This window comes from Acinetobacter sp. YH01004 (genome assembly GCF_013420455.1).
In the GTDB taxonomy this organism is placed as follows: domain Bacteria; phylum Pseudomonadota; class Gammaproteobacteria; order Pseudomonadales; family Moraxellaceae; genus Acinetobacter; species Acinetobacter towneri.
This window is the reverse complement of record NZ_VOXZ01000002.1, coordinates 307,079-332,262: the sequence shown is the minus strand read 5'-3', so window position 1 is coordinate 332,262 and position 25,184 is coordinate 307,079. Positions and strand designations below refer to the sequence as shown.

Genomic DNA, 25,184 nt, shown 5'->3' with positions numbered 1-25,184 from the left:
AGAGAAATATTTGCAGGCAAGTTTTTGAATAGATAGATTAGCGGTTTACATTACTTTTTAAATTTTTGGATGACTTTGTCCAGCGGTAATTTATCTGCAGCAAAGCCATAGAGCGCAGCGAAAGGTAGGGCCGTTCGTGCCAAATACGCCACGCGCCACAATCCACCATGGTTCGCACCTTCCATCATCAATTCGAGCGGATGCTCAAGTTTCACTTCAGGATTGGCTGCCGAGTTTGGATTGCGTAAGTCATGAATCCACAATGCCGCCATAATCGCATTGGTGGTTTCAGGACTAAATGCTTCAACATCAAACAAACTTGCGCCACTAAATGCTGCTTTGAGTAATGGATTTTTGGTCACAGAGTGTGTGGTGGTCGAAGGTGCAATATTGATGCTGACATGCTGTCCTTGATGACGCGCTAAAATTGCACGCCATTGCTGGATGCGTTTTGCTAAAGCATAGTTTGGCCCTTGTTCAACCACCAAACAGTCGGCAATACCATAATGTTGACCATTGTCTGAAGCAATTAAATTATGCAGATTCTTTTGGAAGAAATGACTGCGTGAAATGGTTTCAATACTTTTGGTGAGTAGCTTTTGCCCTTGTGAACGCTGCTGAAACTTCTCTGCCGATGCGCTAATCACTTCTTCAGGAACGGCATAAACATCGGTTGGGGTACACATAAACATAAGGCTGCTATCAGCTTTGTGTTCGCTGACATATTGCATAATGGCATCCATCGCCATCGCAACACGCACGTGTTTTTCACCATCTAAATAGGCAATGGCTGCTAAATCTAGCGTTTCAGGTTTTTGAGCTAACCATTGTGCAATTTCTGGGGTTTGTGTCAGTAGATTTGCACCCAACTGTTCTGTTAAAATATCAAGTGGGGTATCTGCCGCGAGTTGTGTTGTACTGGGTGCATATAAGGTGGCATTGCCTTGTTGCACAGTGCTTAAAATTTTATTCCACACACGGCTATTTGGTAAATCGACTGCAATAATATTGGCTTTCCATTTGGCTAACCATGTGAGTGGCCCTGCTTCTGAAGCTGCACCAAATAGCACCATGTTACGGTCAGACAAATCAAACCATTCAGGATGCGCCATTGCAGCATTTAACGCTTCGGCATGACTTGGTTCAATAATGCCTGCTGCTAGCCAAATTGCAATTTGATCTAGTAGAGCTTGACCTTGTAACTTTTGCCCACGATACGGCACATACCATTCGGGTGCTGCTTGGCTGCTGCCTTGTAATTTAAAGGTATGTAAAGTTTCAGTAGGCAAGAGCATGACATCTTTCAGCACATATTTTTGCTCATGACGATAAAACTCAAAACTTTGATGCGCTTTTCTTAAACCATCTTCTGCAATTTGAATTGCGTTAGCTTGTTCACGAATACCATTGGTCACGAGGGCTTTAAAGTATTTTGGATAGTGTTTACGCCAGTTTTTTTCTGCCAAAGCATCGACTGAGCTTTGATGATCGACTGTGGCTAAGGCTTCGGCAATAATTTGTTTGCCCGTGCTTGAGGTGCTGGGTTTATGATTTTCTGGATGAATTGGAAACTGTAAGCCATCGTAAGAAGTGGACATGCAAAAACTCGCAAACTAAATTGAAATTAATATACAGATGTATACATTATCTATGCCAAGTTGCGATATGGGGTAGCAAAAACTACCAAAATTGAGTGAAATTTGAATAAAAAAACCTTCACGAAGTGTAAAGATTTTTAATGTGAATGAAATGTTGTTGAGATTTAAAGGTTAGTGTTTAAATGTCTAGGTTCGAATCATAAATGAGTCTGATGCTGTATCAACAATGTTTTATTCACTCAGACCAACAGCTTAACAACGTCCTTTTTTCGCCTGACCTGGAGGACAAAAATCACCATCACCATGCGGATGTTGGTGTGGATAATAGCCTTTCGGGTAGATCGTGCGGTCAGGATCAATCACCACACTGCCTTCAGGGGTATGTACGGCACAGGCGCTTAATCCTAGACTGAGTAACAGGGCGCTTAGAAGTGCAAACTTTTTCATGGCTGACTCCTGATTGCTTGATAGTTTTAGTCTTTATATTCTTAGTATAAGTGCTTGTCGAGTAACTGCATGTTATTTGTTGTGTGCTTTATGCTGTATTGGATCATTCAGATGCTTTCATCAATCAAAAATACTTATCAGCAGTTCATAAAATGACGATTGAAAGTCGTTTTTCCCAATGAGAGAGGCTGAAGATGAGAGGCAATAAATGATGGTGTTAAGCGGATTTATGAAAGCAGTCTATTGACGGATTTGAAAATTCTTTAAAGTAGCAACGACTCAGTGGTAGATGTACCGAGTCGTTATAGTTTTAAAAGTTAAAACGGCAGTTGCGCCAGTTTATTCAGGAAGTGAGGCAAGATGCGTGGTTCAATTAAAATAGTCACAATCACACCATAGGCCGCACCCCATAAATGCGCACTGTGATTAATATTGGAATTGCCGCGTTTACCCGACCAAATGCTATACGCTACATACAGTATTGCAAAAATAATGGCAGGCACTGGAATAAAGAACACGAAAATCAACTTCCACGGCTCAAACAAAATATAGGCAAACAACACCGCAGATACAGCACCAGATGCGCCTAAGCTGGCCCAACGATGGTCATTTTTATGCTTTAAATAACTTGGAATAATCGCGGCGATTAAACCACCCAAATAGAATAAAACAAAGCCTAAATCATAGACGTATTGGCGATAAAAACTTTCAATAATGCTGCCAAAGAAAAACAGGGTAATCATATTGAACAGCAAATGCGCACCATCGGCATGCACAAAACCATGGGTAATGAAGCGGTCATATTGACCACGTTGCATAGCAGGCGGCCAAAAAATCAGACGATTCATTAATTCTTGTTTGGAAAACGCCAACATAGACACAATGACCGTAATAATGATAATGGTCACGGTATGATTAAAAGGTAAATCGAGCATAAACGCCTATTCTTTTACTTGAATTCTGCTGTAATAATGCATCAAAACTGAGTTTGAGTCGAACTTTAGGAATAAATCCGACAATTTTGGTTGATTTTTTTTTATTCCCCCGCATCTTCAGTTAAAATAGCCACTTCAGCTTGAGGAAATTATTGTTATGTCGACTGAGAACAGCAGCACAGCAGTTGTAGATGAAATTCCAAACTTATTGATTACGCCAACTGCTCAAGAGTATTTGAAGGATTTATTGGCAAAGCAAAATACACCGGGTATTGGTGTGCGTGTTTTTGTGGAAAATCCTGGTACACCGCGTGCTGAATGTTGCATGGCTTATAGTGCGCCCGATGAAGTTGTACCTACAGACTACAAACAGGAATATCCAGACTTTCCTGCATTTATTGATACGCCGTCTATTCCGTATTTATTGGATGCCGTAATTGACTACAACAAAGACCGTTTTGGTGGTCAATTGACTTTCCGTGCACCGAACTCAAAAGTGCCACGCGTAGGCCCAGATGCTTCGGTAGAAGAACGCATTACTTATGTTTTACAGTCTGAAATTAACCCAGGTTTAGCAGGGCATGGTGGTAACTGTGCTTTGGTTGAAGTGGTTGAAGATGAAGAACACGGCTTAACTGCAGTATTGAAATTTGGTGGCGGTTGCCAAGGATGTTCAGCGATTGATGTGACTTTAAAGCAAGGTGTTGAAACAACCTTGAAACAACACGTACCTGAATTGATGCGTGTGGTGGATCAGACTGACCACAGTCAATCTGAAGGTGCTTATTTTAAATAAGCTCTAAGCCTCGCTTAAAAATAACCTCCTAAATTTTAGGAGGTTATTTTTTATCTGAAATTGTCAACAGACCCTATTCATTCGTTTGTAGATTTAAAATTTGTTGTGTTTTTTCAGAATAATAAAATTCCTCTAAATAATGGCGCGCACGTTGCTTTAAATAGCCTTCAGCGATCATTTTTTGAATGACTGGATTTAACAGTTGTTGTAATTGATGTTGGACTAGCGCTTCATCAATATTTAAGTCGTGCAATAACAAATCAAAAGGTCGTGCTTGATTGCGTACATACCACGCATACACACCATCATGCACTTGCTGTTTCAAATAGTCACTTTGGCGTAAATGATCCCAAATTTCATGTCCTAAATTGACAGTTTGAGATAGGTCTTGCACTTCAATATAGTTTTTTAAAACGGAAAGTGGCAAATCTTTAATTTTGTGCCATAAATTGGCTTGGAAGTGATACAGTTTTTCATCGTCAAAATGTTGATTAAGCACCGACTCGCTCATTTGAGTCAGCTTCTGCACATTTTTTTGCAAATAATGCTGAATGGTCTGGTCTAAATTGGTATCGGTAACACTTTCCAAAACCGATTTACCCATTTTCATAAAACGCGATACGCCAGGCACGCTTTTGGCGATCACCGAATTATCCATATAATCCTGAATGGAGTGTTGAATGAGTTGGGTAATCATGGCGGCAAAGGCAGGATTATTCACCACGGCTTTAATCAAACGCTGACGATGTCCACTTTTACTTGCAACATATTGTGCAATTTTGTCGATGGTCAGCACAGGTATCACATCGGCAATTTTACTGCTGTCATTAACAGGGTGTACCAGTGCAAAACGAATATGCTCAGCAATTTGTTCCACTAAAAATGAACTGGCAGGTGTATTTAAAATTTGATGTTGAATCAGTTGATGAATGGCTTCAGATGTCCATAAATCTTGTAAGCTTTGTTTGCGAAACCATTGGTAAAACTGCATAAATTCAGTTTGTACCATTTCACTTTGGTTAAATTCTTGATCTAAAAAATCAAGCTGAGCTTCAATTAGTTGCTCAATGATGGGATGTTTCTGCATGAAGGTTTTATATAATAATTAATTTAGAGGAATCAGTTTATCAGCAAGTGGGTTTTTTAGGTTCTGAGTTTTAGCCAGAAACGGCAAATAATATTGTGCGACTTGTTTTTCAGCTTCCAATAACGGCATGTGTCCAACATTATTAAGAATCACAGGTGTTTCGGCGCGTTTGAGTAAAGATTGTAATTCCTTCGCCACTTCAACATTAATAATGCGATCTTGCTTACCCCATAAAATCAGGGTCGGTGCTTCAATTGATCCTGCTAAACGTGCAAATGAGTCTGGAGTATAAATACGGTTGAGTTTGACAATTTGCTCAATTGCTTTACGGGTTTGTTCTGAGCGAGAAATCAGGACTTCTTCTTGCGCATGTTGAATTTGTGAGGTCATGGCAGGCGGGCTTTGCATGATTTGTTTGGCGACGTCGGCTAAATCGCCATGTTTGCTCACAATTAAGTCATTTAAAGATAATGGATTTTTGGTGTAAGGCGTATTAGCAAGTTTATAAATGCCTGCACTATTGAGTAAAAATAAACTTTGCGTATCAAAAGGATATTGCGAGGCATACACGGTTGCAATTGAGCCGCCTAAAGAATGTCCTGCCACGTGTAAGTTTTCTTCACAGTCAATTGCTTCAATAAATTGACGCAGTTGTGAAGTTACATTCGGAACTGAATTATCAAAATTGCTTGGAGTTTTGGTGTCACCGCTATTGGGTAAATCTGGAATAATCACATGATAATGTGGGGTTAAAAATTGCGCGACACGGTTCCAATTATCACGTGTGCCTGCCAAACCATGAATCAATAAAATTGTGGGTTTGCTGTGCGAGCCACCTTCGTTATAGCTCCAGACGACATCTCCAACACGAATGCTTTTAGAGCTTAGTCCTGCTTGTTTGCGCTGTTGCTGAAAATGATTTTGTAATAGTTTAAGTTCAGTTGCGTTGCTGTTACTGGCGTTATTGTTTTTTGTGAAGGTATATGGATTGGGCGCAGCGCTTTGCACAAGGCAAGATGTACTTAGTCCCAAAGCCAATAAAGTCGTATGTAGATAACGTGATCGAATAAATTTCATCATGAAAACGTCTTCCCCTGACGAACCCAAAACAGGCTCCAATAATGATAGGCACTAGCTCTTAGGTCTAATTGCACAAGTGTATTCTGTCTATTGTAGGCGTTTAAAAATGAAAGTCATCCCTTGCTTTTTTGATCAAAGCTTTGAAATTGGTAGAAAATGTGACCTATCTCAATAAAAAGTGAAAAAATTTATAACAAAAATGAATAAAGAAAAGCGCAGCTGCATATTTTTTTGCAAGTGACATTCATAAAAACTGGCTTTAGAATATCGCAACTTCAAAGATCGGTGGTAAATCAAGAATGCTAACAGCTCAAGAAGCTTTAGAACGTCTTAAACAAGGAAACCAACGTTTTGTTTCTGGTGATACCAGACATCCGAAGCAATTGTCGCACCAACAGCGTGCAGAAATGGCAGAAGACCAAAATCCATTTGCCATTATTTTAGGATGTTCAGATTCACGTGTTCCTGCAGAAATGGTATTTGACCAAGGATTGGGTGATCTTTTTGTAATTCGTGTTGCGGGCAACGTGGTTGCGCCATCACAGGTAGGTAGTGTTGAATTTGCGGCAGAGCGTTATGACTGTGCTGTGGTTGTTGTCTTAGGACACAGTCACTGTGGTGCAATTCAAGCGACAATTGATACTTTAATGTGCCCAGACTGTCCACCATCGGCAAATTTAATGTCGATTGTGAACCGTGTTCGCCCTTCAGTTGAAACCTTAATGCAGACTGAACTGAAAAATGATTTGGCGAAATTGTCTAAGCATGCAGTACGTTCCAATGTATTTGCATCGGTAAATCAATTGCGTCATGGTTCAGCAGTTTTAGAAAACCTGATTGAACAAGGTCAGTTGAAAGTAGTCGGTGCAGAATATTCACTGGAAACAGGTGAAGTGGTTTTTTTGGATTTTTAATCCGAACCGCACAGCAATTAGATTTTCCTCAAAGGCGCTTTATAAAGCGCCTTTGATATATGGATAAGCATTATTTAGCAAAATAGGCTGAGCTTTGGCATTTGGATGAATTAAATCTTTTTGCATCAATTGCTTATTGCCCGCAATACCTTCCATAAAAAATGGCAGTAATTTGACTTTATATTGCTGACTCACCACTTTATAGTTATTTTCAAATGCTTTGCTATACGCCGAGCCGTAATTTGGCGGCATTTTCATCCCAAAAATCACCACTTTCGCTTTGGCTTTTTGGCTATGCTGAATTAAGTTCGCTAAATTTTTTTGAATCATTTGTGGCGGTTGTCCACGCAAGCCATCATTTCCGCCTAACTCAATGACTACAACGTCTGGACGATGGGTCTGCAGCAATTTAGGCAGACGCGCCAAAGCACCACTGGTGGTTTCGCCACTGACACTTGCATTGACCACTTTATGCTGTTTCGGATACTGTTGTTCTAAACGTTTTTGCAATAAGTGAACCCAACCTTGTTGTGGTTGTATGCCGTAACCTGCACTTAAGCTGTCACCTACAATCATAATGGTTTTTGCAGATACCACGAATGGGCTGAAACATAGTCCAAGCAGCAACACACGCGGGAAGACACGACTAGTTAGATTGCGATTTTGCATAATGGGAAACGTATGACTCAAAACACTAAAGAATCTAATATCATGCCACAAACGATTATTTCTGCCCAAAATTTGACACAAAAGATACAACTTGCACAAAAACAATTGACCATTTTTGAGAATTTAAACTTCGATATTCAGGAAGGTGAACAAGTGGCCATTACAGGTCGTTCGGGTTCAGGAAAATCGACCTTATTGGGTATTTTGGCAACATTAGATCAGGCCAGCAGTGGAAAATTGGTGGTATGTGGTGAGTCAATTGCAGAATTAAACGAAGAACAACGTGCAGAAGTTCGTTTAAAGCATATTGGTTTTGTGTTCCAGTCATTTCAGTTATTGCCGCATTTGACGGCACTGGAAAATGTGATGTTGCCACTACGTTTGCAGGAAAAATTTAAATATGCAGAGGCAGAACAAAAAGCCCTCAACTTGCTGAAACGTGTGGGTTTAGAACGACAAGCACAGCAAACGCCGAAAGTGCTTTCGGGAGGTGAGCAACAACGTGTCGCCATTGCACGCGCTTTAATTCGTGAACCTAAAATTATTTTTGCCGATGAACCGACAGGAAACTTGGATGGGGAAACTGCAACTGAAATTGAGCAATTGTTATTTGAATTGAACCGCGAGTTGGGCACAACCTTGGTGTTGGTCACGCACGACCCGAAACTGGCGGCACAATGTCAGCGTCACTATGCCTTAATTGATGGGCAATTGGTTGAGCAATTTGCAGCTAAGCCAACTGCTGCCATAACAGGAGGATGAAATGAACGCATTATTTCATCCGCTGTTAAAGCAGAGTTTTAAAAGCAGTGGTGTATATTTACTGATTATTGCGCTGACTTTAGCGATTAGTGCGACCACGGCCTTAAAGTTTAGCAATGAACAAATTCAAAATGCGGTAGCGTTGCAAGCGGCAGAAATGTTGGCGGGTGATTTAGTCCTGAGTGACAATGAGCCCATTGCGCAAGACTGGCAGGATCAGGCGACTGCACATCAGTTACAACAGTCGCATGTGACTGTATTTAGTTCGATGGCACATACTCAAGCGCAATTTGTGATGGTGAATGTCAAAGCGATTGAGCACAATTTTCCGTTACGTGGTGAATTGAGGGTGAGTCCTGCAGCGGACAAGATTCAATCTGGTGAAATTTGGCTCAGCCAACGTGCCATGGATTTGCTTCACGTTAAACTTGGTGAAACGGTGAATATTGCCGATGCAGCATTTACCGTGACTGCCAAAATTGAACATGATTCTAATCAGGAACTCGGTTTTTCAGGTTTTTCGCCGACAGTAATTATTTCACAGGCCGATGTGGCACGTACCCACGCGATTCAAGTGGGTAGCCGCATAGATTACCGTTTGTTGTTGGCAGGCAGCGCCAAAGATACACAAAATTTTGAGCAGTATTTTAAAACACATACACAACAGCCTGCACAGGCACAGCAAACGGCCAGCCCTGAACAAAACTTTGAAGAACAAAGTAGTTTAAGACTACGCAATGCCAGTGAAGGCAATACTCGCTTAATGCGCCCAATTGCCAATTTAGACACCTTTTTACAGTTAGCGAATATCCTGACCATTTTATTGTGTGGGATTGCGATTGGTTTGACCAGTCAGCGCTATGTGCAACAAAATCAGGATCATATCGCCTTATTACGTTGTATTGGTGCAAGTAAACGACAAATTTTAGCCGCTTATTTGGCTTTGCTTGCTTTGGTCTTAATTATCGCTATGGGCATTGGCAGTATTTTGGGCGTGACGTTGGGCTATGCTTTGTTGCAAATCATGCTGCAACTGATTCCGCACCTGGAAATTCAATTTTCAGCCATGGCAATGTTGCTTGGGCCATTGCCAATCGCCATGCTCACCAGTGCTGTGGTGTTGTTGGGTTTTGTGCTGCCTAATTTATTGCAATTGCTGAATACCGCACCGATTCGCGTGATTCGCCAACAAGACAAAAGCATGCGCGCTTGGTGGTGGATGTTGCTTACAGGGACGCTAAGTCTAATCGTATTTTATGTGGTCTTGACCGAAAGTTTAGTGCTTAGTACATGGGTGATTGGTGCGATTATTGCGCTGTGCGTATTGCTGTATGGAGTGGTGTGGAGTTTATTAAAATTATTGCGTCATTCTAAAGGCAGACTCGCAGCGTATATTCGTGCGCCTGCTGTCACGGCATTTCAAATTACTGCATTGGCTTTAGGATTAAGTTTAATTACGGTACTTGCAGTGTTGCGTACCGACCTGCTAGATCGTTGGCAGCAGCAATTGCCCGAAGGAACACCCAATCAGTTTGTTTACGGCTTGCCACCGTTTGATATGCCTGAGTTTCAACAACAATTAACGCAGCAGCAGTGGCACAGCACGCCACTTTATCCAAATATACGCGGGCGTTTGGTCGCCAAAAATGATCAACCTTTTGCCGACGCCTTAATTCAGCAAAGCAATACGTTAAGACGCGAACTCAACCTGACACAGTCTGACCGTTATCCTGCCGATAATATCATTGTAAATGGGCAAGCCAATTTCAGTGCAGTGGGACAAGTGTCAGTAGAAGCAGATACGGCTGCCGAGTTGGGCATTCAAATTGGTGATCGACTCAGTTTTAGTTTGCCTGAAGGCATACTTGAAGCCGAAGTGATTAATCTGCGTACGGTGGAGTGGGAAAGCTTTAGTCCAAATTTTTTCTTTATTTTTTCACCGCACACTATGGATGAAAATGCAGGCAGTTATTTGGGCAGTTTCTATGTGCCTGAAGCAGATAAACCGAAACTAATTCAATTGATTCAGCAATTTGCCAACACAGTGTTTATTGATGTCAGCCTAATTTTGGATGAAATTAAACGCATTGTGAATGTGTTGGTGCAGATCATCACCATTTTAGCCATTTTGGTGAGTGTGTCTGGGCTGTTGGTATTAATCGCGTGTTTAAACTTGCTGATGGATGAGCGCAAACGCGAAGTCGCATTACTGCGTTCTTTTGGTAGTTCTAAACAAAAACTCAAACGTATGTTGAGTCTGGAAATCGGTTTTATGGGCTTTATAGCGGGAATAGTGGCGTGTTTATTTGCCGAAGTCATTAGTGCTGTTGCCAGTTACCGCATGGATTTAATGCTGCAACCACATTGGGAAATCTGGCTGATTTTGCCTGTATTTATGACCGTGCTGTGTGCCTTGATTGGACGTTATCGTTTAAGTTATTTATGCGATATTCCGCCACTGCAAAGTTTAAGGGAGATGAATCAGTCCTGATTCATCTCTAGTTGATGTTGTTTTACTTGCTGTAAAGGTTGATTGTTCAACCCAGACTGCGTTGCATCATGCTAAGCAGTTCTTGCCAAAGGGGTTGAATTGGAGCAAGCAGTTTATGGCAATACCAGTAAAATGCAGCACAACCCAATGGTGCAAGGAGCATCGCAAAACTGTTCACTAAGTTACTGTGTTTGCTGCGTTGTCCAAGGTACCAAATGAGTGTCATGGCTGCGCCCATGAGCATGCCGCCAATATGTGCAGCATTATTAATGCCACTGATCATAAAGCCCATACCTAAGTTCAGTGCCATCACCATCACCAAAGTCTTGCCATCCAACAGAAATTTTTGGCGAGGTAATTGGGGCAATAACGCCAATACCGTCAGTGCAGCTCCAAGTCCCATCACTGCACCCGATGCACCTGCACCCACGCTAGGTAACAGCTTTGGATTAGCGACACCTTGTTCGAGCAGGGTATAGCTGTCTTGAATGCTGACATAGCCACTGAGCAGGCTACCCATCAAACCCGCGCAAACATATAACACTATAAAATAGACACGCCCAAACAACTGTTCACTGACGCTGCCAAAAATATACAAGGCCCACATATTTAACATTAAATGTACTAAACCGAAATGAAAAAACATGCTGCTGAACAGGCGAATGGGTTCCGCCAAAAAGGTTAAAGGTGCATAATCAGCACCCCAGCGTATTGCATCTTGCGGGCTAGGATTGCTAATGTTCATGCCGTTGAGCACTTGCCATGCAAACAAAGCCACGTTTATTGCAATCAGGGCTGCGGTAATCCACCACAGGTGAATTTCAACTTTATTGTTGCGCAGGTTTGGGGGATGTTGGGACATATATTTGAATATTGTGTCGTAGTGATCAATCTAAGCTTAACACGAAAAAATAACGCTTCAGGAGCCATGCACCAAGATGAAAGCTTTTTTTATACGAACTTTGTTAATTCTTGTCAGTGTGGTGCTTTTGGTTCAATTATGGATTTTTAGCAGCTTGGTGTGGTGGCGTACGCAGCCTGTGCAATCGACCATGATGATGCGTTTAGATTATTGGGCTGAACCGAGTAAGCCTATACAACATCAATGGCGCGACTATGACCAACTCAGTGATAATTTAAAGCGAGCTGTGGTGACTGCCGAAGATGGCAAATTTATGCAACATCATGGCTTTGACTGGGAAGGTATTCAAACTGCGCTGGAACGGAACAAAGATGAAGGCAAGGTTGTTGCAGGTGGTTCCACAATTTCTCAGCAGCTCGCCAAGAATTTGTTTTTATACAATAAGCGATCTTTTTTGCGTAAAGGGCAAGAAGTTGTGGCGACATGGATGATGGAACGCATGTGGTCAAAGCAGCGTATTTTAGAGGTCTATCTCAACTCGGTAGAATTTGGCGATAATATTTATGGTGCCGAAGCTGCGGCACAGCATTATTTTGGCAAAAGTGCAAAAAGTTTAAGCCGTGATCAAGCAATTTTCTTGGCTGCGATTTTAACCAATCCAAAATATTTTCAGGAACATCGTAATGCGGGGGCATTAAAAGCCCGTAAACAGATGGTGCAGCGCTATATGCGTTATGCGGAAATTCCCTAAATTGAGCGAAAACAAACTATAAAATGTGAAAATATCCACAAAGCCTAATTTTTTAGGCTTTTTTTATGAAAATGTCACAAAATTGAAGCATACTTGTAGCAGTGCCAAACATTTTAAAAAAGCATAGGTGGGTATGAATACGGCAACAGGCGCGACTCCTGCGCAAACAGAATATACATATAATGATCGCTACATTAACCGCGAACTGTCTATTTTAGATTTCCATTTGCGCGTGCTTGAGCAAGCTGTCGATCCGTTGCATCCTTTGTTGGAACGCATGAACTTCCTGCTGATTTTTTCACGTAACTTGGATGAGTTTTTTGAAATTCGTGTTGCGGGCATGATGGAACAATTGGACTTGGGCAATGAAAGCCGTAGTCCAGATGGTTTAACCCCTAAGCAGGTGTTAGATCAAATTTCTAAAACAGCACATGCTGCTATTGAACGCCAGTACCGTATTTTAAATCAGGAAATTTTGCCAAAATTACGTGAAGAAGACATTTGTTTCTTACGTCGTGGTGAATTAACCCCTGCACAATCGGCATGGGTGAAAAAATATTTCCAAGAGCAAGTTGCCCCTGTATTAACCCCAATTAGCCTAGACCCTGCACATCCATTCCCACGTTTGGTCAATAAAAGCCTGAACTTTATTGTGACTTTGGAAGGGAAAGATGCTTTTGGTCGTCAAATTGATTTGGCGGTTGTTCCTGCTCCTCGTTCATTACCACGTGTAGTGCGTTTACCCGATGAACTTACAGGCGGTAAAGAGCACCACGTCATGCTTTCAGCAATTATTCATGAGCATGTGTCTGACTTATTCCCAGGCATGACTGCGACTGGATGCTATCAATTCCGCGTGACCCGTAATGCAGATTTGGCCTTAAATGAAGATGTTGAAGACTTGGCTAAAGCCCTAAAAGGCGAATTAAACTCACGCCGTTTTGGTCGTGCGGTACGTTTAGAAGTAACGCAAAACTGCCCGAAAGCCATTTATGATTATTTGCTAGATGAGTTCGATCTTGAAGAAGAACAACTTTATAAAGTAGATGGCCCAGTGAACTTGGCGCGTTTATTGTCTAATTTTAAACGTCCACATTTACGTTATGATTCACATACACCCGCCATTCCAAAGGTGTTAAAAAAGTCTGAAAATATTTTTTCAGCGATGCAAAAGCAAGACATTTTATTACACCATCCGTTTGAATCTTTTGCACCCGTGATTAACTTGCTGCGTGAAGCTGCACGTGATCCACAAGTCTTGGCAATCAAACAAACTTTATATCGTAGTGGCGCAGATTCTGAAATTGTACAAGTGCTTGCAGAGGCTGCACGAAACGGTAAAGAAGTGACTGCGGTGATTGAACTGCGTGCACGTTTTGATGAAGAATCTAACATTGCTGTGGCTAACGTGTTGCAAGAAGCGGGCGCTGTGGTTGTGTACGGTATTGTGGGGTATAAAACCCACGCCAAAATGATTTTGGTGGTGCGCCGTGAAAATAATAAATTGGTGCGTTATGTACATTTAGGCACAGGTAACTACCACGCAGGCAATGCGCGTATTTATACCGACTATGGTTTACTGACCACAGACAAAGAGCTGTGTGAAGATGTGCATCGTATTTTCCAAGAGCTAACAGGCATGGGTAAAATGGCAAAACTGAAAAAGTTGTTGCATGCACCATTTACCCTGCACGCACAGTTGGTGAATTATATTGATGAAGAAATTGCCAATGCTAAAGCAGGTAAGCCCGCACAAATTATTGTGAAAGTGAATGCACTGACTGAAATGCAATTGATCAATAAATTGTACGAGGCGTCTCAGGCGGGTGTGCAAATTGATCTCATCATCCGTTCAATTTGCTGCTTACGTCCAGGTTTGCCAGGCTTATCGGAAAATATCCGTGTGCGTTCGATTGTCGGACGTTTCCTTGAACATACCCGTGTCTATTATTTCTCTAATAATGGCAATCCACGTATTTATTGTTCAAGTGCTGACTGGATGGATCGTAACTTATTTAACCGCGTTGAAGCGTGTTTCCCAATTGAAGATCCAGCTTTGAAAAAGCGTATTTATGAGCAAGGCCTATTGACCTACATGCAAGACAATCAACAGGCGTGGTTGTTGCAGGGTGATGGAACTTGGGTGCGTGTAAAAGCAGCTGAGGGTGAAGAACCACACAATGCGCAGCGTATCCTGACCGATAGTATTGTTTAGTTTCAAACATTTATAACAGGTAAAAAGAGCGATGCCAGACATCGCTCTTTTTTTGTTTCTAATATTTATTTAAGACTTATATTTTTGATTGATATTTATTGATCAATAATTTAAGAAAAACAGCACATCGCATCATCCGCATTCATAATTTTCCGATAAATACTTTTCACATAACCATGCACCAGTTGTTCTGAAGCATTCAGGTTGGCAGCAACTTGTTGTGAAGGTAAACCTTGTCCTGAAAGCGCCAATATTTCATGTTCAGTTTTAGAGAGTGCCAAAGAATGACCATGTGCGACAATGGATTGTTCGCAGGCTAAAATTTCATTGGCCAAGTTGACATCTAGCGGTGAGCCACCACGTAAAATAGTGCGAATCTGGTTTTGCATGCCTGTAGCAGATTGGTCGCTAAAGACATAGGCTGAAATGCCTAAATGGATGGCTTGTAGCAATTGTTTGGGCATACTGGAAGGCAGCACTGCCACAATTAAGGTGTCTTTACGGAAATGTTTGAGATTTTGAATAAAATCAATTTGAGCTTTTGACCAAGACTGTAAATTGATAAATACCAAATTAGGTAAATGTTGCTGCACCATCAACACTGCATTTGCGAGCGATGAGCTACAAAGCAAAACCTCTTTAGGGTAGCCAAAATTTTGTAAAATGTGGCTTAAATTTTTTAGTGCTTCTACCTGATCATCAATCAGCAGAACAGGTACAGGTAAAATGAGATCTCTGTGAATCATGGCAATTACTCCTGTGCTGTTCTATAAATAATTTTGATAAATAGATTGTGCGTGATATTGCTGTAACTGAATATCCTTAAATATAGTGATTTTTATATAAAAATGGTAAATATAAGTAATTGTTGCTGAATATTTTTTTTGAAATGTGTTGAAAACGTGAGTAATGTAACTCGATACCGTTCTTTCGTTCAGTGGTAAGAGTGAATTGTTGAATTTGTGATGAATCTCACATTTTAAAACTTATTCATATTTATAAGTCACTTAAATCATAGTGAACTGCAAAAACAATACGCATTTTTGAACGAAAAATAAAAAAGGAGCCATGTTGGCTCCTTAATGAAATGTTGGATCGTGTGTCTAAATTTAGACTGCGTTTTGAGTGATTTTCTGTAAAATCTGCAGCAAAACGTCAAATTCACTTTGTAATGGCGTGCTTTTACGCGTCACTAAAGCCAAAGTACGGCTTGGTGCAGCCTCAATACTTTTGATCTGTAAATCTGGATTCGATTTGATCATGGCATTATGAATTGCAATTTCAGGCAATAGGGTAAAGCCTAAATTTGCAGACACCATTTCAACCAAGGTCGGCAAAGAGCTGGCTTTTAAACGATGATCGTTTTTGCGTTCACCAATCGGGCAAGCACTTAAAGTGTGATCACGTAAGCAATGACCTTCTTCAAGCAGCATTAAACGCGATAAATCCAAATCATCTAAAGAATTGGCCTGCGCCGATTTTTGATCGCCCTTGTGATAAACCAAGAACAAATCTTCTTTAGAAATTTCAGCCACTTTCAAACCACGCGTATCGAATGGCAGGGCTAACACCACCATATCTAAATTGCCGTGTTCCAGTTTTTCGACAATTTTTTCACTTTGCGCTTCGTGTAAATGCAATTGAATTTTAGGTAGCTGCTTATGCACTTCATCTAACAGTTGCGCCAAAATAAATGGGGCAATGGTTGGAATCACGCCTAAGTGTAAATCACCTGTGAGAGGCTCACTCATTTCACGGCTTAAACGCATTAAGTCCTGTGCATCTGCTAACAGAACACGGGCGCGTGCTACGACTTGTTCACCCAATGGGGTTAAACGTACATTCTGTCGATCACGTTCTACCAGTACGCCGCCAAGCAGGCGCTCCAGTTCCATGATCCCGCCAGACAAAGTCGACTGAGTTACAAAAGAACGGCGAGCCGCTTCTGTAAAATGTAACGTTTCAGACAGTGTAACGAGGTATGACAGCTGTCTTAAAGATGGTAATGCAGCCATAGTGTCCTAATGATTATGATTTAAAGTGGTGAGCAAACAGTTCGCTAAGATGAGGAATAAAGTGTGGAGGAATATCATGCCCCATTCCTTTGATTAATTCAAACTTAGCGCCCGGAATCGCTTTCGCAACAGCCTTACCATGCCCTGGTGGGAGCAAACGATCTTGCGAACCATGTACCACAAGGGTAGGTTGCTGAATTTGTTTGTCCAGTTGTAGCAACGAGCCTGTACATAATATTGCTAAAAACTGTTGAAGTACACCCGCAGGGTAATAACTTCGCTGATATAATTTGCGTGCAGTTTGCATCGTTTCGAGTTGATTCACATAGCCAGGTGAGCCTATCACCTTAAATAGTTTTAAACTATGATCAACAATGCCATTTTCATCTTGTGATTTTGGTCTTTCTAGCAAGCTGAACAGTTGTTTCGGAAATGGTGGTGGTAAAAAAGGCTGGTTATTACTGGTAAATAATAAGCCTAAATTATTCACGCGATCTGCATATTTGGCTGCCAAAATTTGTGCAATCATGCCGCCCATAGAAGCACCAATCACCTCGGTCTTTTCAATGCCTAAGCGCTCTAATAGCAATGCAGCATCATCCGCCATATCAAATAAGTTATAAGGCGCACCGTGGTTTTGCAGACCTAAGCTAAAACGCCCCATCATTTTATAGGTGTTCAGACGCGGGCCTTTGTGGCGAATTTTGGATGACAAACCAATATCGCGGTTGTCATAGCGAATGACACGATAGCCGTGATCAATCAGTGATTTACAAAAGAAATCGGGCCAGTACAACATTTGTGCGCCTAAACCCATAATCAGCAAAATAGGTGGATCTTCAGTTTTGCCGCCCACTTCGACATGCAGCTGAATTCCGTTGCCTAAATCGACTTTGGTTTCGTGCATAAATGCCGTATAGGGCGATGTGGTGAACTGAAGTGCACTATTCATGTTGTGATCCTCATGTCAGGCAAGGGCGAAATCAATCGCCCTTTATTGTTTTTATTTTATTCCGATACAGGCAATAAGTCTGGCACTAATTTGGTCAAACTCAAGCGTTGTTTGGCCGCTGTTGCGCCTAATAGGACAAAGCCACGTAAGGTATCGGTTTGGTCATAGGCTCTGGCAATCATGCCATCGTCAAATTCTTCGGTATGCCAGTTGACATCTACCCCTAGTGGCGCAGGTAAAACGGTCAGTGGTGCAGCAGGTGTTTTCACTGCAACAGGCATGGCAGGGTAGTGTACCTGAGTAGTTTCACCATTTAAGGTTTTGGCTAAGGCACGTGCTTGCTGCATGATTGGCATCACATACGGCAATAAAATACCATTCACTTCCGCACAGTCACCTACTGCATAGATATCAGCTTGGCTGGTTTCAAGTTGCGCATTGGTTAAGACCCCACGACTGGTTTCGATGCCTGCTGTTTTAGCCAAAGCAATGTTTGGTTGTAAACCAATGGCAGACAGTACCACATCGGCAATTAAAGACTGACCACTGGTAATGGTCACTAAATAGTCGTCATTTTTAATTTTCGAAACTTTTTCAACGGTTGTACCCAATACAAAATGGATACCCGTTTCTTCTAGGTTTTGTTTAAAAGCACTGGCTACATAATCCGGCAATAAACGACCTAGTGGTTGTGGTGCAAGGTCAATCACCGTGACTTGGTGTCCTGTTTGCTGCAAGTCATTGGCAAATTCACAACCAATTAAACCTGCACCTAAAATCACCACACGTTTGTCTTGACGTTGTTCAAGCTGTTGGCGAAATGCGGTGTAATCACTTAAATTATTTACCACATGAATGTCATCACTGCCATCGCCCGCAATGGCTAAACGTACAGGATTCGCACCCACTGCCAAAACCAATTTAGAATAAGGTTGTTGGCTGCTTACACCCTCTTTTTCTAATTCAAGTACATGCGCTTCTGCATCAATTGCTTTAACCCAAGTGTGGGTTTCAATACGCATATTGAGTTGGCTTGCCATTTTAGCTGCATCGCCCAATGCAATTTGAGCAGGGGCTTTATTGCCCGCCAATGCGTTAGATAAAGTTGGTTTGGCATAATTGGCAGCATCATCTGCACAAATCATGACTAACTCTTGTTCTGCATTTAGCTTACGAAACTCGCGTGCAACAGTATAACCTGCCATGCCTGAACCAATAATAACGATAGGATGCATAAGGTGAACTCCAAATGAGGGCATAGAAATTGGCGTTAAAAAAAGACCATCGGACATGGTCTTTTCGTGGTCTTAAACTTCAATCATTTCAAAATCAGCTTTTGAAACGCCGCAGTCTGGGCAAGTCCAGTCATCAGGAATATCTTCCCATAATGTACCTGCCACAATACCATCTTGAGGCCAGCCTTCTGCTTCGTCATAAATCCATCCACAAACGATGCATTGATACTTTTTCATTCAATTCTCCATAAACCGATCTTTAAATTTCCAGATCAGCAAAAAACTTATCTACGACTAGTTGTATGATATATCTATTTGATTAAATTTTTACGCAGTTATACGGCTAAAGTAAAGTAAATAAGCGATTTTAATCTGTGCTTTTATAGAATGAATAGCTGCATGGGACATAACCGCGCAGAAAAGACCTCTTTTGATATAGATACGGCATTGTAATGAGAGAATGGCTGCAGGAAAAATCACGTTTTTATGCGTTTAAATGCCATTTAAGACCTTGGTCGTACAGTAAAAGTCTTATATTTTTGCTATTTTATTATGGAATAAATATATATTAATATTTTTAAGTATATTAAAGTTTATAAAAATCAAAACCTTGTAGTGTTTTGATGCGTGATTGATGGCAGTCTTGCCGATTCGATCACTAGCCTTATGTGAAAATAAACGGTAAAATTCAACCATTCTTTAGTCACATTTCTGATCTTCCATGAGCAATTTGTCTACTTTTTTGTGGTCGCATATTCGTACAGTTCCTCATTTTCCAAAACCAGGCGTAGATTTTTATGATTTAACGCCTTTGTTTATGAATAATTTGGATTCATTAACAGATGCTTTAATTGCCAGCATTCCTGCAGAAAAATTAGCTGAAGTTGAAAGCTTTATTGCAGTAGAAGCACGTGGTTTTGTATTGGCGAGCCTTTTGGCACAGCGTACAGGCAAAGGTTTGGTACTTGTGCGTAAAGCAGGTAAATTGCCACCACCAGTTGTGGGTGTGGGTTATAGCTTAGAATACGGTTTAGACCGTTTAGAAATGGCTGCCGATGTGCAAGCGCAAAAAGTCATTATTGTAGATGATGTATTGGCGACAGGTGGCACTTTAAAAGCAGTGAAACAATTGGCTGAAAAATGTAATCATCAAGTTTTAGGTGCAAGCATTTTCCTAGACTTACCAGATTTACACAAAAATTTAGGTTTAGATATTTGGTCCGTATTGGACAATAAATCTAAACCAGAACAAGCAGTGGCTTAATCCTTTTAAGTTATTGTAACTGCTGTAAAAAAGCCTGATCTCCATAGTTGTGATCAGGCTTTTTTAATGGGTGATGTTTAATTGATTATTTTTAATGGATAGCTTTGACTTTATTTGGCAAGATAAGCTTGTTCGATTTGCTGAATACAAGAATTAATATTTTCTGGATGCAATAAGCGATGATGCCCAGACTCAAAAGTAGAGGTCTGCATATAGTTTTCTAAAAATGCTTGCGCGGCATGCATATCCAAAATTTCATCGCCCAATTCTAAATAAGCCAATTGTGGAATATCGTGCTGCAAGTCATCATCTGAAATTGCAGGATAGTCATTGCGAAACGTGGGAGCTAAACTTGGATTTGCCACCACACACGGAATATGGTGCGACAAAGACATTTTGAGTGCCCAATAGCCGCCTAGACTATGTCCCACCAAAATTTCAGGCTTAATTTTTTGAATGATATTGTGATAAAAATCGGCAACAGTTTGATAATTTAAGTTGCGATAATCGACATTGATACAAAATTTTTGTTTTGCATCTATGGCATGGAATTTAGTCGACTCCCGCGAGGAATCTAATCCATGTAAAAACAAGACTTTTAAAGCACATGTATTCATTGCCAGATTCACAAAGTTAAACATCTTGAGTCAAACTGAGCCTAAAGATAAAGTGGATAGAAAATAAAATATTTAGACTGATACATCAGTAGGTTTAAAAACAGCAAAATACGGTCTTTTTCATCTATTTTCTGAACAATATTGTAGTGCGCTTAGCCTGAGAAAGAAGTTAGCTTTTGGTCTAAGTCTACAAAAAATCACAAAAGCAAGTGGCAATTTAAAAAATAAATTGCTCGAGTCAGAGAAGGCATACGAAATCGTGTCTAAATCTGCTATTCTATTGAACTTCTTTTTTTAGTAATTATTCGAGGCAGAGATGACGCAACATAACGCTCAATCGACTTCTGAACCCACTATTTCCGAAAACGATTTAATTGCGCAGCGTCATGCCAAGTTAAAGCAAATTCAAGAACAAGCGCAGGCGAAGGGAACTAGCCCTTGGCCAAATACGTTTAAGCGTGAAAACTACGCAGAAGATTTGCAGGCACAATTCGCAGAAGTTTCTAAAGAAGAAATTGAAGCAGGCGAAAAAGTGTATGTGTCTGTAGCAGGTCGTGTGATGTTGAACCGCGGTTCATTCATCGTAATTCAAGACATGACAGGTCGTATTCAGTTGTATGTGGCGCGTAAAGAACTTAGTGCTGAAACATTAGAGACGATCAAGAGCCTAGATTTGGGCGATATTATCGCAGTGAAAGGCTATATTGGTCGTTCAGGCAAAGGCGATTTATATGTTCATATTCAACATTTTGAATTGTTGACCAAATCTTTACGTCCATTACCAGACAAATATCATGGTTTAAGCGATACCGAAGCGAAATATCGTAAGCGTTATTTAGACTTAATCGTAAATGAAGACACCCGTAAAACCTTTGAAATTCGTGCCAAAGTGGTTTCGGGTATTCGTGCATTTTTAACTGAACAGCGTTTTATGGAAGTTGAAACGCCAATGATGCATGTGATTCCTGGCGGTGCATCGGCACGTCCATTTGAAACGCATCATAATGCTTTAGATATGCCGTTATTCTTGCGTATTGCGCCTGAATTATATTTAAAGCGTTTAGTGGTTGGCGGTTTTGAACGTGTGTTTGAAATTAACCGTAACTTCCGTAATGAAGGGGTGTCTACACGTCATAACCCTGAATTTACCATGATCGAATTCTACCAAGCTTATGCCGACTATAAAGATTTGATGGCATTGACTGAGCAAATGCTAGAAAAACTGGCTTTGGATATTTTGGGTACTACCGATGTGCCGTATGGCGATGAAGTGTATAGCTTCAAAGGCCCATTCAAGAAAATTTCTATGTTTGATGCCATTCTTGAGCATAATCCACAATTCACGCCAGAAAATGTTAATGACCGTGATTTCTTGGCTAAATTTGTGCAGGAAGAATTGAAAGAACAGGTGAAGCCTGGTTTTGGTTTGGGCAAACTACAAACCATCGTGTTTGAAGAAACCGTAGAAACTCAATTACGTCAGCCGACTTTCATTACAGAATATCCTGCAGAAACGTCGCCTTTGGCACGTCGTAATGACGATAACCCACACATTACTGACCGTTTTGAGTTCTTTATTGGTGGTCGTGAATTGGCGAATGGTTTCTCAGAATTAAATGACCCGATTGACCAAGCTGAGCGTTTCCAAGCACAGGTTGCAGAAAAAGACGCAGGCGATGATGAAGCGATGCATTACGATGCAGACTTTGTTGAAGCTTTGGAATACGGCTTACCACCAACTGCAGGTGAGGGCATCGGGATTGACCGTTTGGTAATGTTGTTTGCCAACGCTGCGAGTATCCGTGATGTGATTTTATTCCCACACATGCGTCATAAAAACTAAGTTTTAGCGCATCGTTGACGACATAAAAAACAACCTGCAGAAATGCAGGTTGTTTTTTTGTTGTAACTTAAAGTTAAACACTTGCCACCAATTTTTTGATCATAGGTCGCTGGCGTTGACTGGCAAGCCATAAATCATGCTGCATTTGTAAATTCAACCAAAACTCTGGTGAGGTTTCTAAGGCTTCACTCAAACGAATCGCCATATCTGCAGAAATTCCAGTATGACCATTCAAAATGCGAGATAGGTTTGCACGTGTCACTCCAAGTGCTTGAGCCACTTCAGTCACAGAAGTTTCACCAATATATTCGCGCAACATTTCGCCCGGATGAGGTGCATTAAACATCATATTCATCTTTGTACTCCTGCGCTAGAAGCTATGTGATAATCCAAATAATCTACAATGTAGACATCACCATCTTCAAATTTAAAAATTACACGCCAATTACCATTTACTGTTAGTGACCATTGATCTTGTAGATTTCCACTCAATTTATGTAAACGCCAATTGGGTGGAGTTCGCAAATCATTCACCGTAGATGCAGCATGTAGTGCTGCAAGTATTAAACGTAATTTTGTAGAATGCGCTGCTTGAATACCTGCTGTTGAACCAGTTTGGAAAAAAGCCTGAAGACCTTTATGTTTAAAACTCTTAATCAAGCCTTAGTATCCAAGTGTATTGTGTATATGTACAGTATACGATAATTTCGAGTTTAATCAATCAACCAGTTTTGGCGGGGTTTAAGTGCATCTTGCGTAATCCGCAGAAACTTAAAGTGATGATGCTTATAACAACGCCGTTTGAATCCGTACTTTCATCTCTAAAGCTTGCTGTAAAATATGCGCTTTCATCCAAGTTACTTGTGTACCCATGGGGTTGGTTTTAATAGCAGTGTTTAAGAAATCCAGTTTTTCTTGCGAAAATAATTGCGTTTCAATCGCTTGATGCAGTTCTGCCGTGGTTGCATTTAAAGGCACATCTACCAAATAAAAACCTTTAGGATAATTATAAAATGCATACATTAAGTTAAAGGCTTTTTGTTCGGCCTTTAAATTGCCCGCACCAATTTCATAGCTGCGGTCTTGATTGCTATGCGTCACGCCTATTAAAAAGGAGAGTTGTTGATCACGGCAACGCAAACCAAATTGCAGCCCAATCTGATCTGCACTGAGTTCATGTTGCACAAAAACATTCAGCATTGAAGCATCATCGTTTAAAGGCTCTTGTAGGACGAGTAGCTCAGGGCTGTGCTGATACAAAAAACCAGCCAGCTGCGCCTGTTCAAGTTTGGATTTGATCTGTTCAATCTGTGGCATGGGAGCATCTTAAAAATAAAAAAATATGTTTTTACTTTAAGCATTTTTTGTTCATGCTTGAAGCACTGAATTAGATGAATAATCTATGAAGTTATTCAAAAATGAGCAGCTTGTAAGCGCGATTTGTATGTATCAAACGTAGCGAGAATGACGTTAAATTTCAATATATGATGGAATAAACTATTGATTAAATGAAACTTATACTGCTTATTGGTTTTCTTTTATATGAGCTTTTTGCATATAAATATAATAAAACAAGCAATAGTCTGCATAACTAAGTCACTATAATGAAAATCAAATTCTATCTGTGTTATTCGTACACAAGTTTAAGTACATCTGGTGTGATCAATGTCAATAAATCAGGAAAGACTTACTCATCTTAAACAGCTTGAAGCTGAGAGTATTCATATTATCCGTGAAGTTGCAGCCGAGTTTGAAAATCCAGTCATGTTGTATTCGATTGGTAAAGATTCAGCGGTAATGTTGCATTTGGCTTTAAAAGCATTCTATCCAGCGAAACTGCCATTTCCACTGTTACATGTGGATACAGGCTGGAAATTCAAAGACATGATCACTTTCCGTGACAACATGGCAAAACAGCACGGTTTTGACTTGATTGTTCATCAAAATAAAGAAGGGGTAGATGCCAACATTAACCCATTCGATCATGGCAGTTCTAAATATACCGACATCATGAAAACCCAAGGCTTAAAACAAGCTTTAGATAAATACGGTTTTGATGCGGCATTTGGTGGCGCGCGTCGTGATGAGGAAAAATCACGTGCCAAAGAACGTGTTTATTCTTTCCGTGATGCAAAACATCGTTGGGACCCGAAAAATCAGCGTCCTGAATTGTGGAATTTGTATAATGGCAAGGTCAATAAAAGCGAAAGTATTCGTGTGTTCCCATTGTCTAACTGGACTGAATTGGATATTTGGCAATACATTTACCTCGAAAGTATTCCATTAGTACCGTTGTATTTGGCTGCAGAACGTCCTGTCGTTGAGCGTAGCGGCACTTTAATTATGGTCGATGACGAACGCATGCCGTTGCTAGAAGGTGAAGTTCCACAAATGAAATCGGTACGCTTCCGTACTTTAGGTTGTTATCCACTTACGGGTGCAGTCGAATCAGAAGCGAATACCTTGCCTGAAATTATTCAGGAAATGCTATTGGCAACCAGTTCAGAGCGTCAGGGTCGTATGATTGACCACGATGAAGCTGGCTCGATGGAAAAGAAAAAGCAAGAAGGTTACTTCTAATCTCTCCTGAAAAATCTCCCCAAACCCCTCTTTATAAAGAGGGACTTATAAAAAGCGGAGCAAAGCCTCCC

Annotated in this window: 25 protein-coding genes; 9 read left to right on the top strand and 16 right to left on the bottom strand. The window is 40.8% G+C overall.

Annotated features, from left to right (window positions below):
- Positions 1-50: 50 nt before the first annotated feature.
- The 3 genes from FTT71_RS02065 to FTT71_RS02055 all read right to left on the bottom strand — a co-directional run bounded on the left by FTT71_RS02065 (position 51) and on the right by FTT71_RS02055 (position 2,980).
- Positions 51-1,598: a hypothetical protein gene (locus FTT71_RS02065; RefSeq protein WP_004972044.1), complete on the bottom strand. Its 1,548-nt coding sequence runs from the start codon at positions 1,596-1,598 to the stop codon at positions 51-53.
- Positions 1,599-1,850: 252 nt separating this feature from the next.
- On the bottom strand, positions 1,851-2,045 hold the full coding sequence (locus FTT71_RS02060; protein ID WP_004972042.1) for a hypothetical protein: 195 nt from the start codon (positions 2,043-2,045) through the stop codon (positions 1,851-1,853).
- A gap of 317 nt (positions 2,046-2,362) precedes the next feature.
- Positions 2,363-2,980, bottom strand: a complete 618-nt coding sequence (locus FTT71_RS02055; RefSeq protein ID WP_004972041.1) for a rhomboid family intramembrane serine protease — start codon at positions 2,978-2,980, stop codon at positions 2,363-2,365.
- Between the two features lie 157 nt (positions 2,981-3,137).
- Between FTT71_RS02055 and nfuA the strand changes: the two genes are divergently transcribed.
- Complete coding sequence (nfuA, locus tag FTT71_RS02050; RefSeq protein WP_096900978.1) at positions 3,138-3,776, top strand: Fe-S biogenesis protein NfuA; 639 nt, start codon at positions 3,138-3,140, stop codon at positions 3,774-3,776.
- 73 nt (positions 3,777-3,849) lie between these two features.
- On the opposite strand, the gene FTT71_RS02045 is transcribed toward nfuA, so the two are convergent.
- On the bottom strand, positions 3,850-4,863 hold the full coding sequence (locus FTT71_RS02045) for a hypothetical protein (RefSeq protein WP_180060790.1): 1,014 nt from the start codon (positions 4,861-4,863) through the stop codon (positions 3,850-3,852).
- Between the two features lie 18 nt (positions 4,864-4,881).
- Positions 4,882-5,943: an alpha/beta fold hydrolase gene (locus tag FTT71_RS02040; protein ID WP_026438298.1), complete on the bottom strand. Its 1,062-nt coding sequence runs from the start codon at positions 5,941-5,943 to the stop codon at positions 4,882-4,884.
- A 299-nt stretch (positions 5,944-6,242) separates the two neighbouring features.
- On the opposite strand from FTT71_RS02040, the gene FTT71_RS02035 reads away from it, so the two are divergent.
- A complete protein-coding gene (locus FTT71_RS02035) occupies positions 6,243-6,857 on the top strand; it encodes a carbonic anhydrase (protein WP_180160675.1) in 615 nt (204 codons plus the stop codon).
- Positions 6,858-6,896: 39 nt separating this feature from the next.
- On the opposite strand, the gene FTT71_RS02030 is transcribed toward FTT71_RS02035, so the two are convergent.
- Positions 6,897-7,526 carry an arylesterase gene (locus tag FTT71_RS02030; RefSeq protein WP_004972029.1) on the bottom strand — a complete coding sequence of 210 codons (630 nt, stop codon included), beginning with the start codon at positions 7,524-7,526 and terminating at the stop codon, positions 6,897-6,899.
- 12 nt (positions 7,527-7,538) lie between these two features.
- On the opposite strand from FTT71_RS02030, the gene FTT71_RS02025 reads away from it, so the two are divergent.
- Positions 7,539-8,288, top strand: a complete 750-nt coding sequence (locus tag FTT71_RS02025) for an ABC transporter ATP-binding protein (RefSeq protein WP_004972026.1) — start codon at positions 7,539-7,541, stop codon at positions 8,286-8,288.
- A gap of 1 nt (position 8,289) precedes the next feature.
- Positions 8,290-10,779, top strand: coding sequence for an ABC transporter permease (locus FTT71_RS02020; RefSeq protein WP_180160674.1), 2,490 nt, complete (start codon positions 8,290-8,292; stop codon positions 10,777-10,779).
- A 46-nt stretch (positions 10,780-10,825) separates the two neighbouring features.
- Here FTT71_RS02020 and FTT71_RS02015 read toward each other — a convergent pair whose 3' ends face one another.
- Positions 10,826-11,641: a rhomboid family intramembrane serine protease gene (locus tag FTT71_RS02015; RefSeq protein WP_004972022.1), complete on the bottom strand. Its 816-nt coding sequence runs from the start codon at positions 11,639-11,641 to the stop codon at positions 10,826-10,828.
- 76 nt (positions 11,642-11,717) lie between these two features.
- Here FTT71_RS02015 and mtgA point away from each other — a divergent pair, with 76 nt between their 5' ends.
- Entirely contained in the window at positions 11,718-12,392 is a 675-nt protein-coding gene (mtgA, locus tag FTT71_RS02010; RefSeq protein ID WP_004972019.1) for a monofunctional biosynthetic peptidoglycan transglycosylase, read from the top strand.
- 133 nt (positions 12,393-12,525) lie between these two features.
- Positions 12,526-14,607, top strand: a complete 2,082-nt coding sequence (ppk1, locus tag FTT71_RS02005) for a polyphosphate kinase 1 (RefSeq protein WP_180095997.1) — start codon at positions 12,526-12,528, stop codon at positions 14,605-14,607.
- Between the two features lie 110 nt (positions 14,608-14,717).
- Here the strand turns inward: ppk1 and FTT71_RS02000 are convergent, their stop codons facing one another.
- The 5 genes from FTT71_RS02000 to rubA all read right to left on the bottom strand — a co-directional run bounded on the left by FTT71_RS02000 (position 14,718) and on the right by rubA (position 19,046).
- Positions 14,718-15,353, bottom strand: a complete 636-nt coding sequence (locus tag FTT71_RS02000) for a LuxR C-terminal-related transcriptional regulator (RefSeq protein ID WP_180095999.1) — start codon at positions 15,351-15,353, stop codon at positions 14,718-14,720.
- A gap of 363 nt (positions 15,354-15,716) precedes the next feature.
- Positions 15,717-16,622, bottom strand: coding sequence for a LysR family transcriptional regulator OxyR (oxyR, locus tag FTT71_RS01995; RefSeq protein ID WP_096900971.1), 906 nt, complete (start codon positions 16,620-16,622; stop codon positions 15,717-15,719).
- A 13-nt stretch (positions 16,623-16,635) separates the two neighbouring features.
- A complete protein-coding gene (locus FTT71_RS01990) occupies positions 16,636-17,574 on the bottom strand; it encodes an alpha/beta fold hydrolase (protein WP_207973523.1) in 939 nt (312 codons plus the stop codon).
- A gap of 56 nt (positions 17,575-17,630) precedes the next feature.
- Positions 17,631-18,809, bottom strand: a complete 1,179-nt coding sequence (locus FTT71_RS01985) for an FAD-dependent oxidoreductase (RefSeq protein ID WP_096900969.1) — start codon at positions 18,807-18,809, stop codon at positions 17,631-17,633.
- 72 nt (positions 18,810-18,881) lie between these two features.
- Entirely contained in the window at positions 18,882-19,046 is a 165-nt protein-coding gene (gene rubA / locus FTT71_RS01980) for a rubredoxin RubA (protein ID WP_004972007.1), read from the bottom strand.
- Between the two features lie 484 nt (positions 19,047-19,530).
- Between rubA and FTT71_RS01975 the strand changes: the two genes are divergently transcribed.
- Positions 19,531-20,073 (top strand): adenine phosphoribosyltransferase, encoded by a 543-nt coding sequence (locus FTT71_RS01975; RefSeq protein WP_004972003.1) that lies wholly within the window; start codon positions 19,531-19,533, stop codon positions 20,071-20,073.
- Between the two features lie 110 nt (positions 20,074-20,183).
- Here FTT71_RS01975 and FTT71_RS01970 read toward each other — a convergent pair whose 3' ends face one another.
- Positions 20,184-20,690, bottom strand: coding sequence for a YqiA/YcfP family alpha/beta fold hydrolase (locus FTT71_RS01970; RefSeq protein WP_026438299.1), 507 nt, complete (start codon positions 20,688-20,690; stop codon positions 20,184-20,186).
- 316 nt (positions 20,691-21,006) lie between these two features.
- Between FTT71_RS01970 and lysS the strand changes: the two genes are divergently transcribed.
- Positions 21,007-22,533, top strand: coding sequence for a lysine--tRNA ligase (gene lysS, locus FTT71_RS01965; RefSeq protein WP_096900968.1), 1,527 nt, complete (start codon positions 21,007-21,009; stop codon positions 22,531-22,533).
- Between the two features lie 73 nt (positions 22,534-22,606).
- Here the strand turns inward: lysS and FTT71_RS01960 are convergent, their stop codons facing one another.
- From FTT71_RS01960 to FTT71_RS01950, 3 genes are all read right to left on the bottom strand, one after another.
- On the bottom strand, positions 22,607-22,888 hold the full coding sequence (locus FTT71_RS01960) for a HigA family addiction module antitoxin (RefSeq protein ID WP_004971994.1): 282 nt from the start codon (positions 22,886-22,888) through the stop codon (positions 22,607-22,609).
- Positions 22,885-23,193, bottom strand: coding sequence for a type II toxin-antitoxin system RelE/ParE family toxin (locus FTT71_RS01955; protein ID WP_096900967.1), 309 nt, complete (start codon positions 23,191-23,193; stop codon positions 22,885-22,887). Before FTT71_RS01955 ends, FTT71_RS01960 begins: the two co-directional genes overlap by 4 nt.
- A 126-nt stretch (positions 23,194-23,319) precedes the next feature.
- Positions 23,320-23,850 (bottom strand): hypothetical protein, encoded by a 531-nt coding sequence (locus FTT71_RS01950; RefSeq protein ID WP_096900966.1) that lies wholly within the window; start codon positions 23,848-23,850, stop codon positions 23,320-23,322.
- Between the two features lie 354 nt (positions 23,851-24,204).
- On the opposite strand from FTT71_RS01950, the gene cysD reads away from it, so the two are divergent.
- Positions 24,205-25,113, top strand: coding sequence for a sulfate adenylyltransferase subunit CysD (gene cysD, locus FTT71_RS01945; protein ID WP_180043369.1), 909 nt, complete (start codon positions 24,205-24,207; stop codon positions 25,111-25,113).
- Positions 25,114-25,184: the final 71 nt, after the last annotated feature.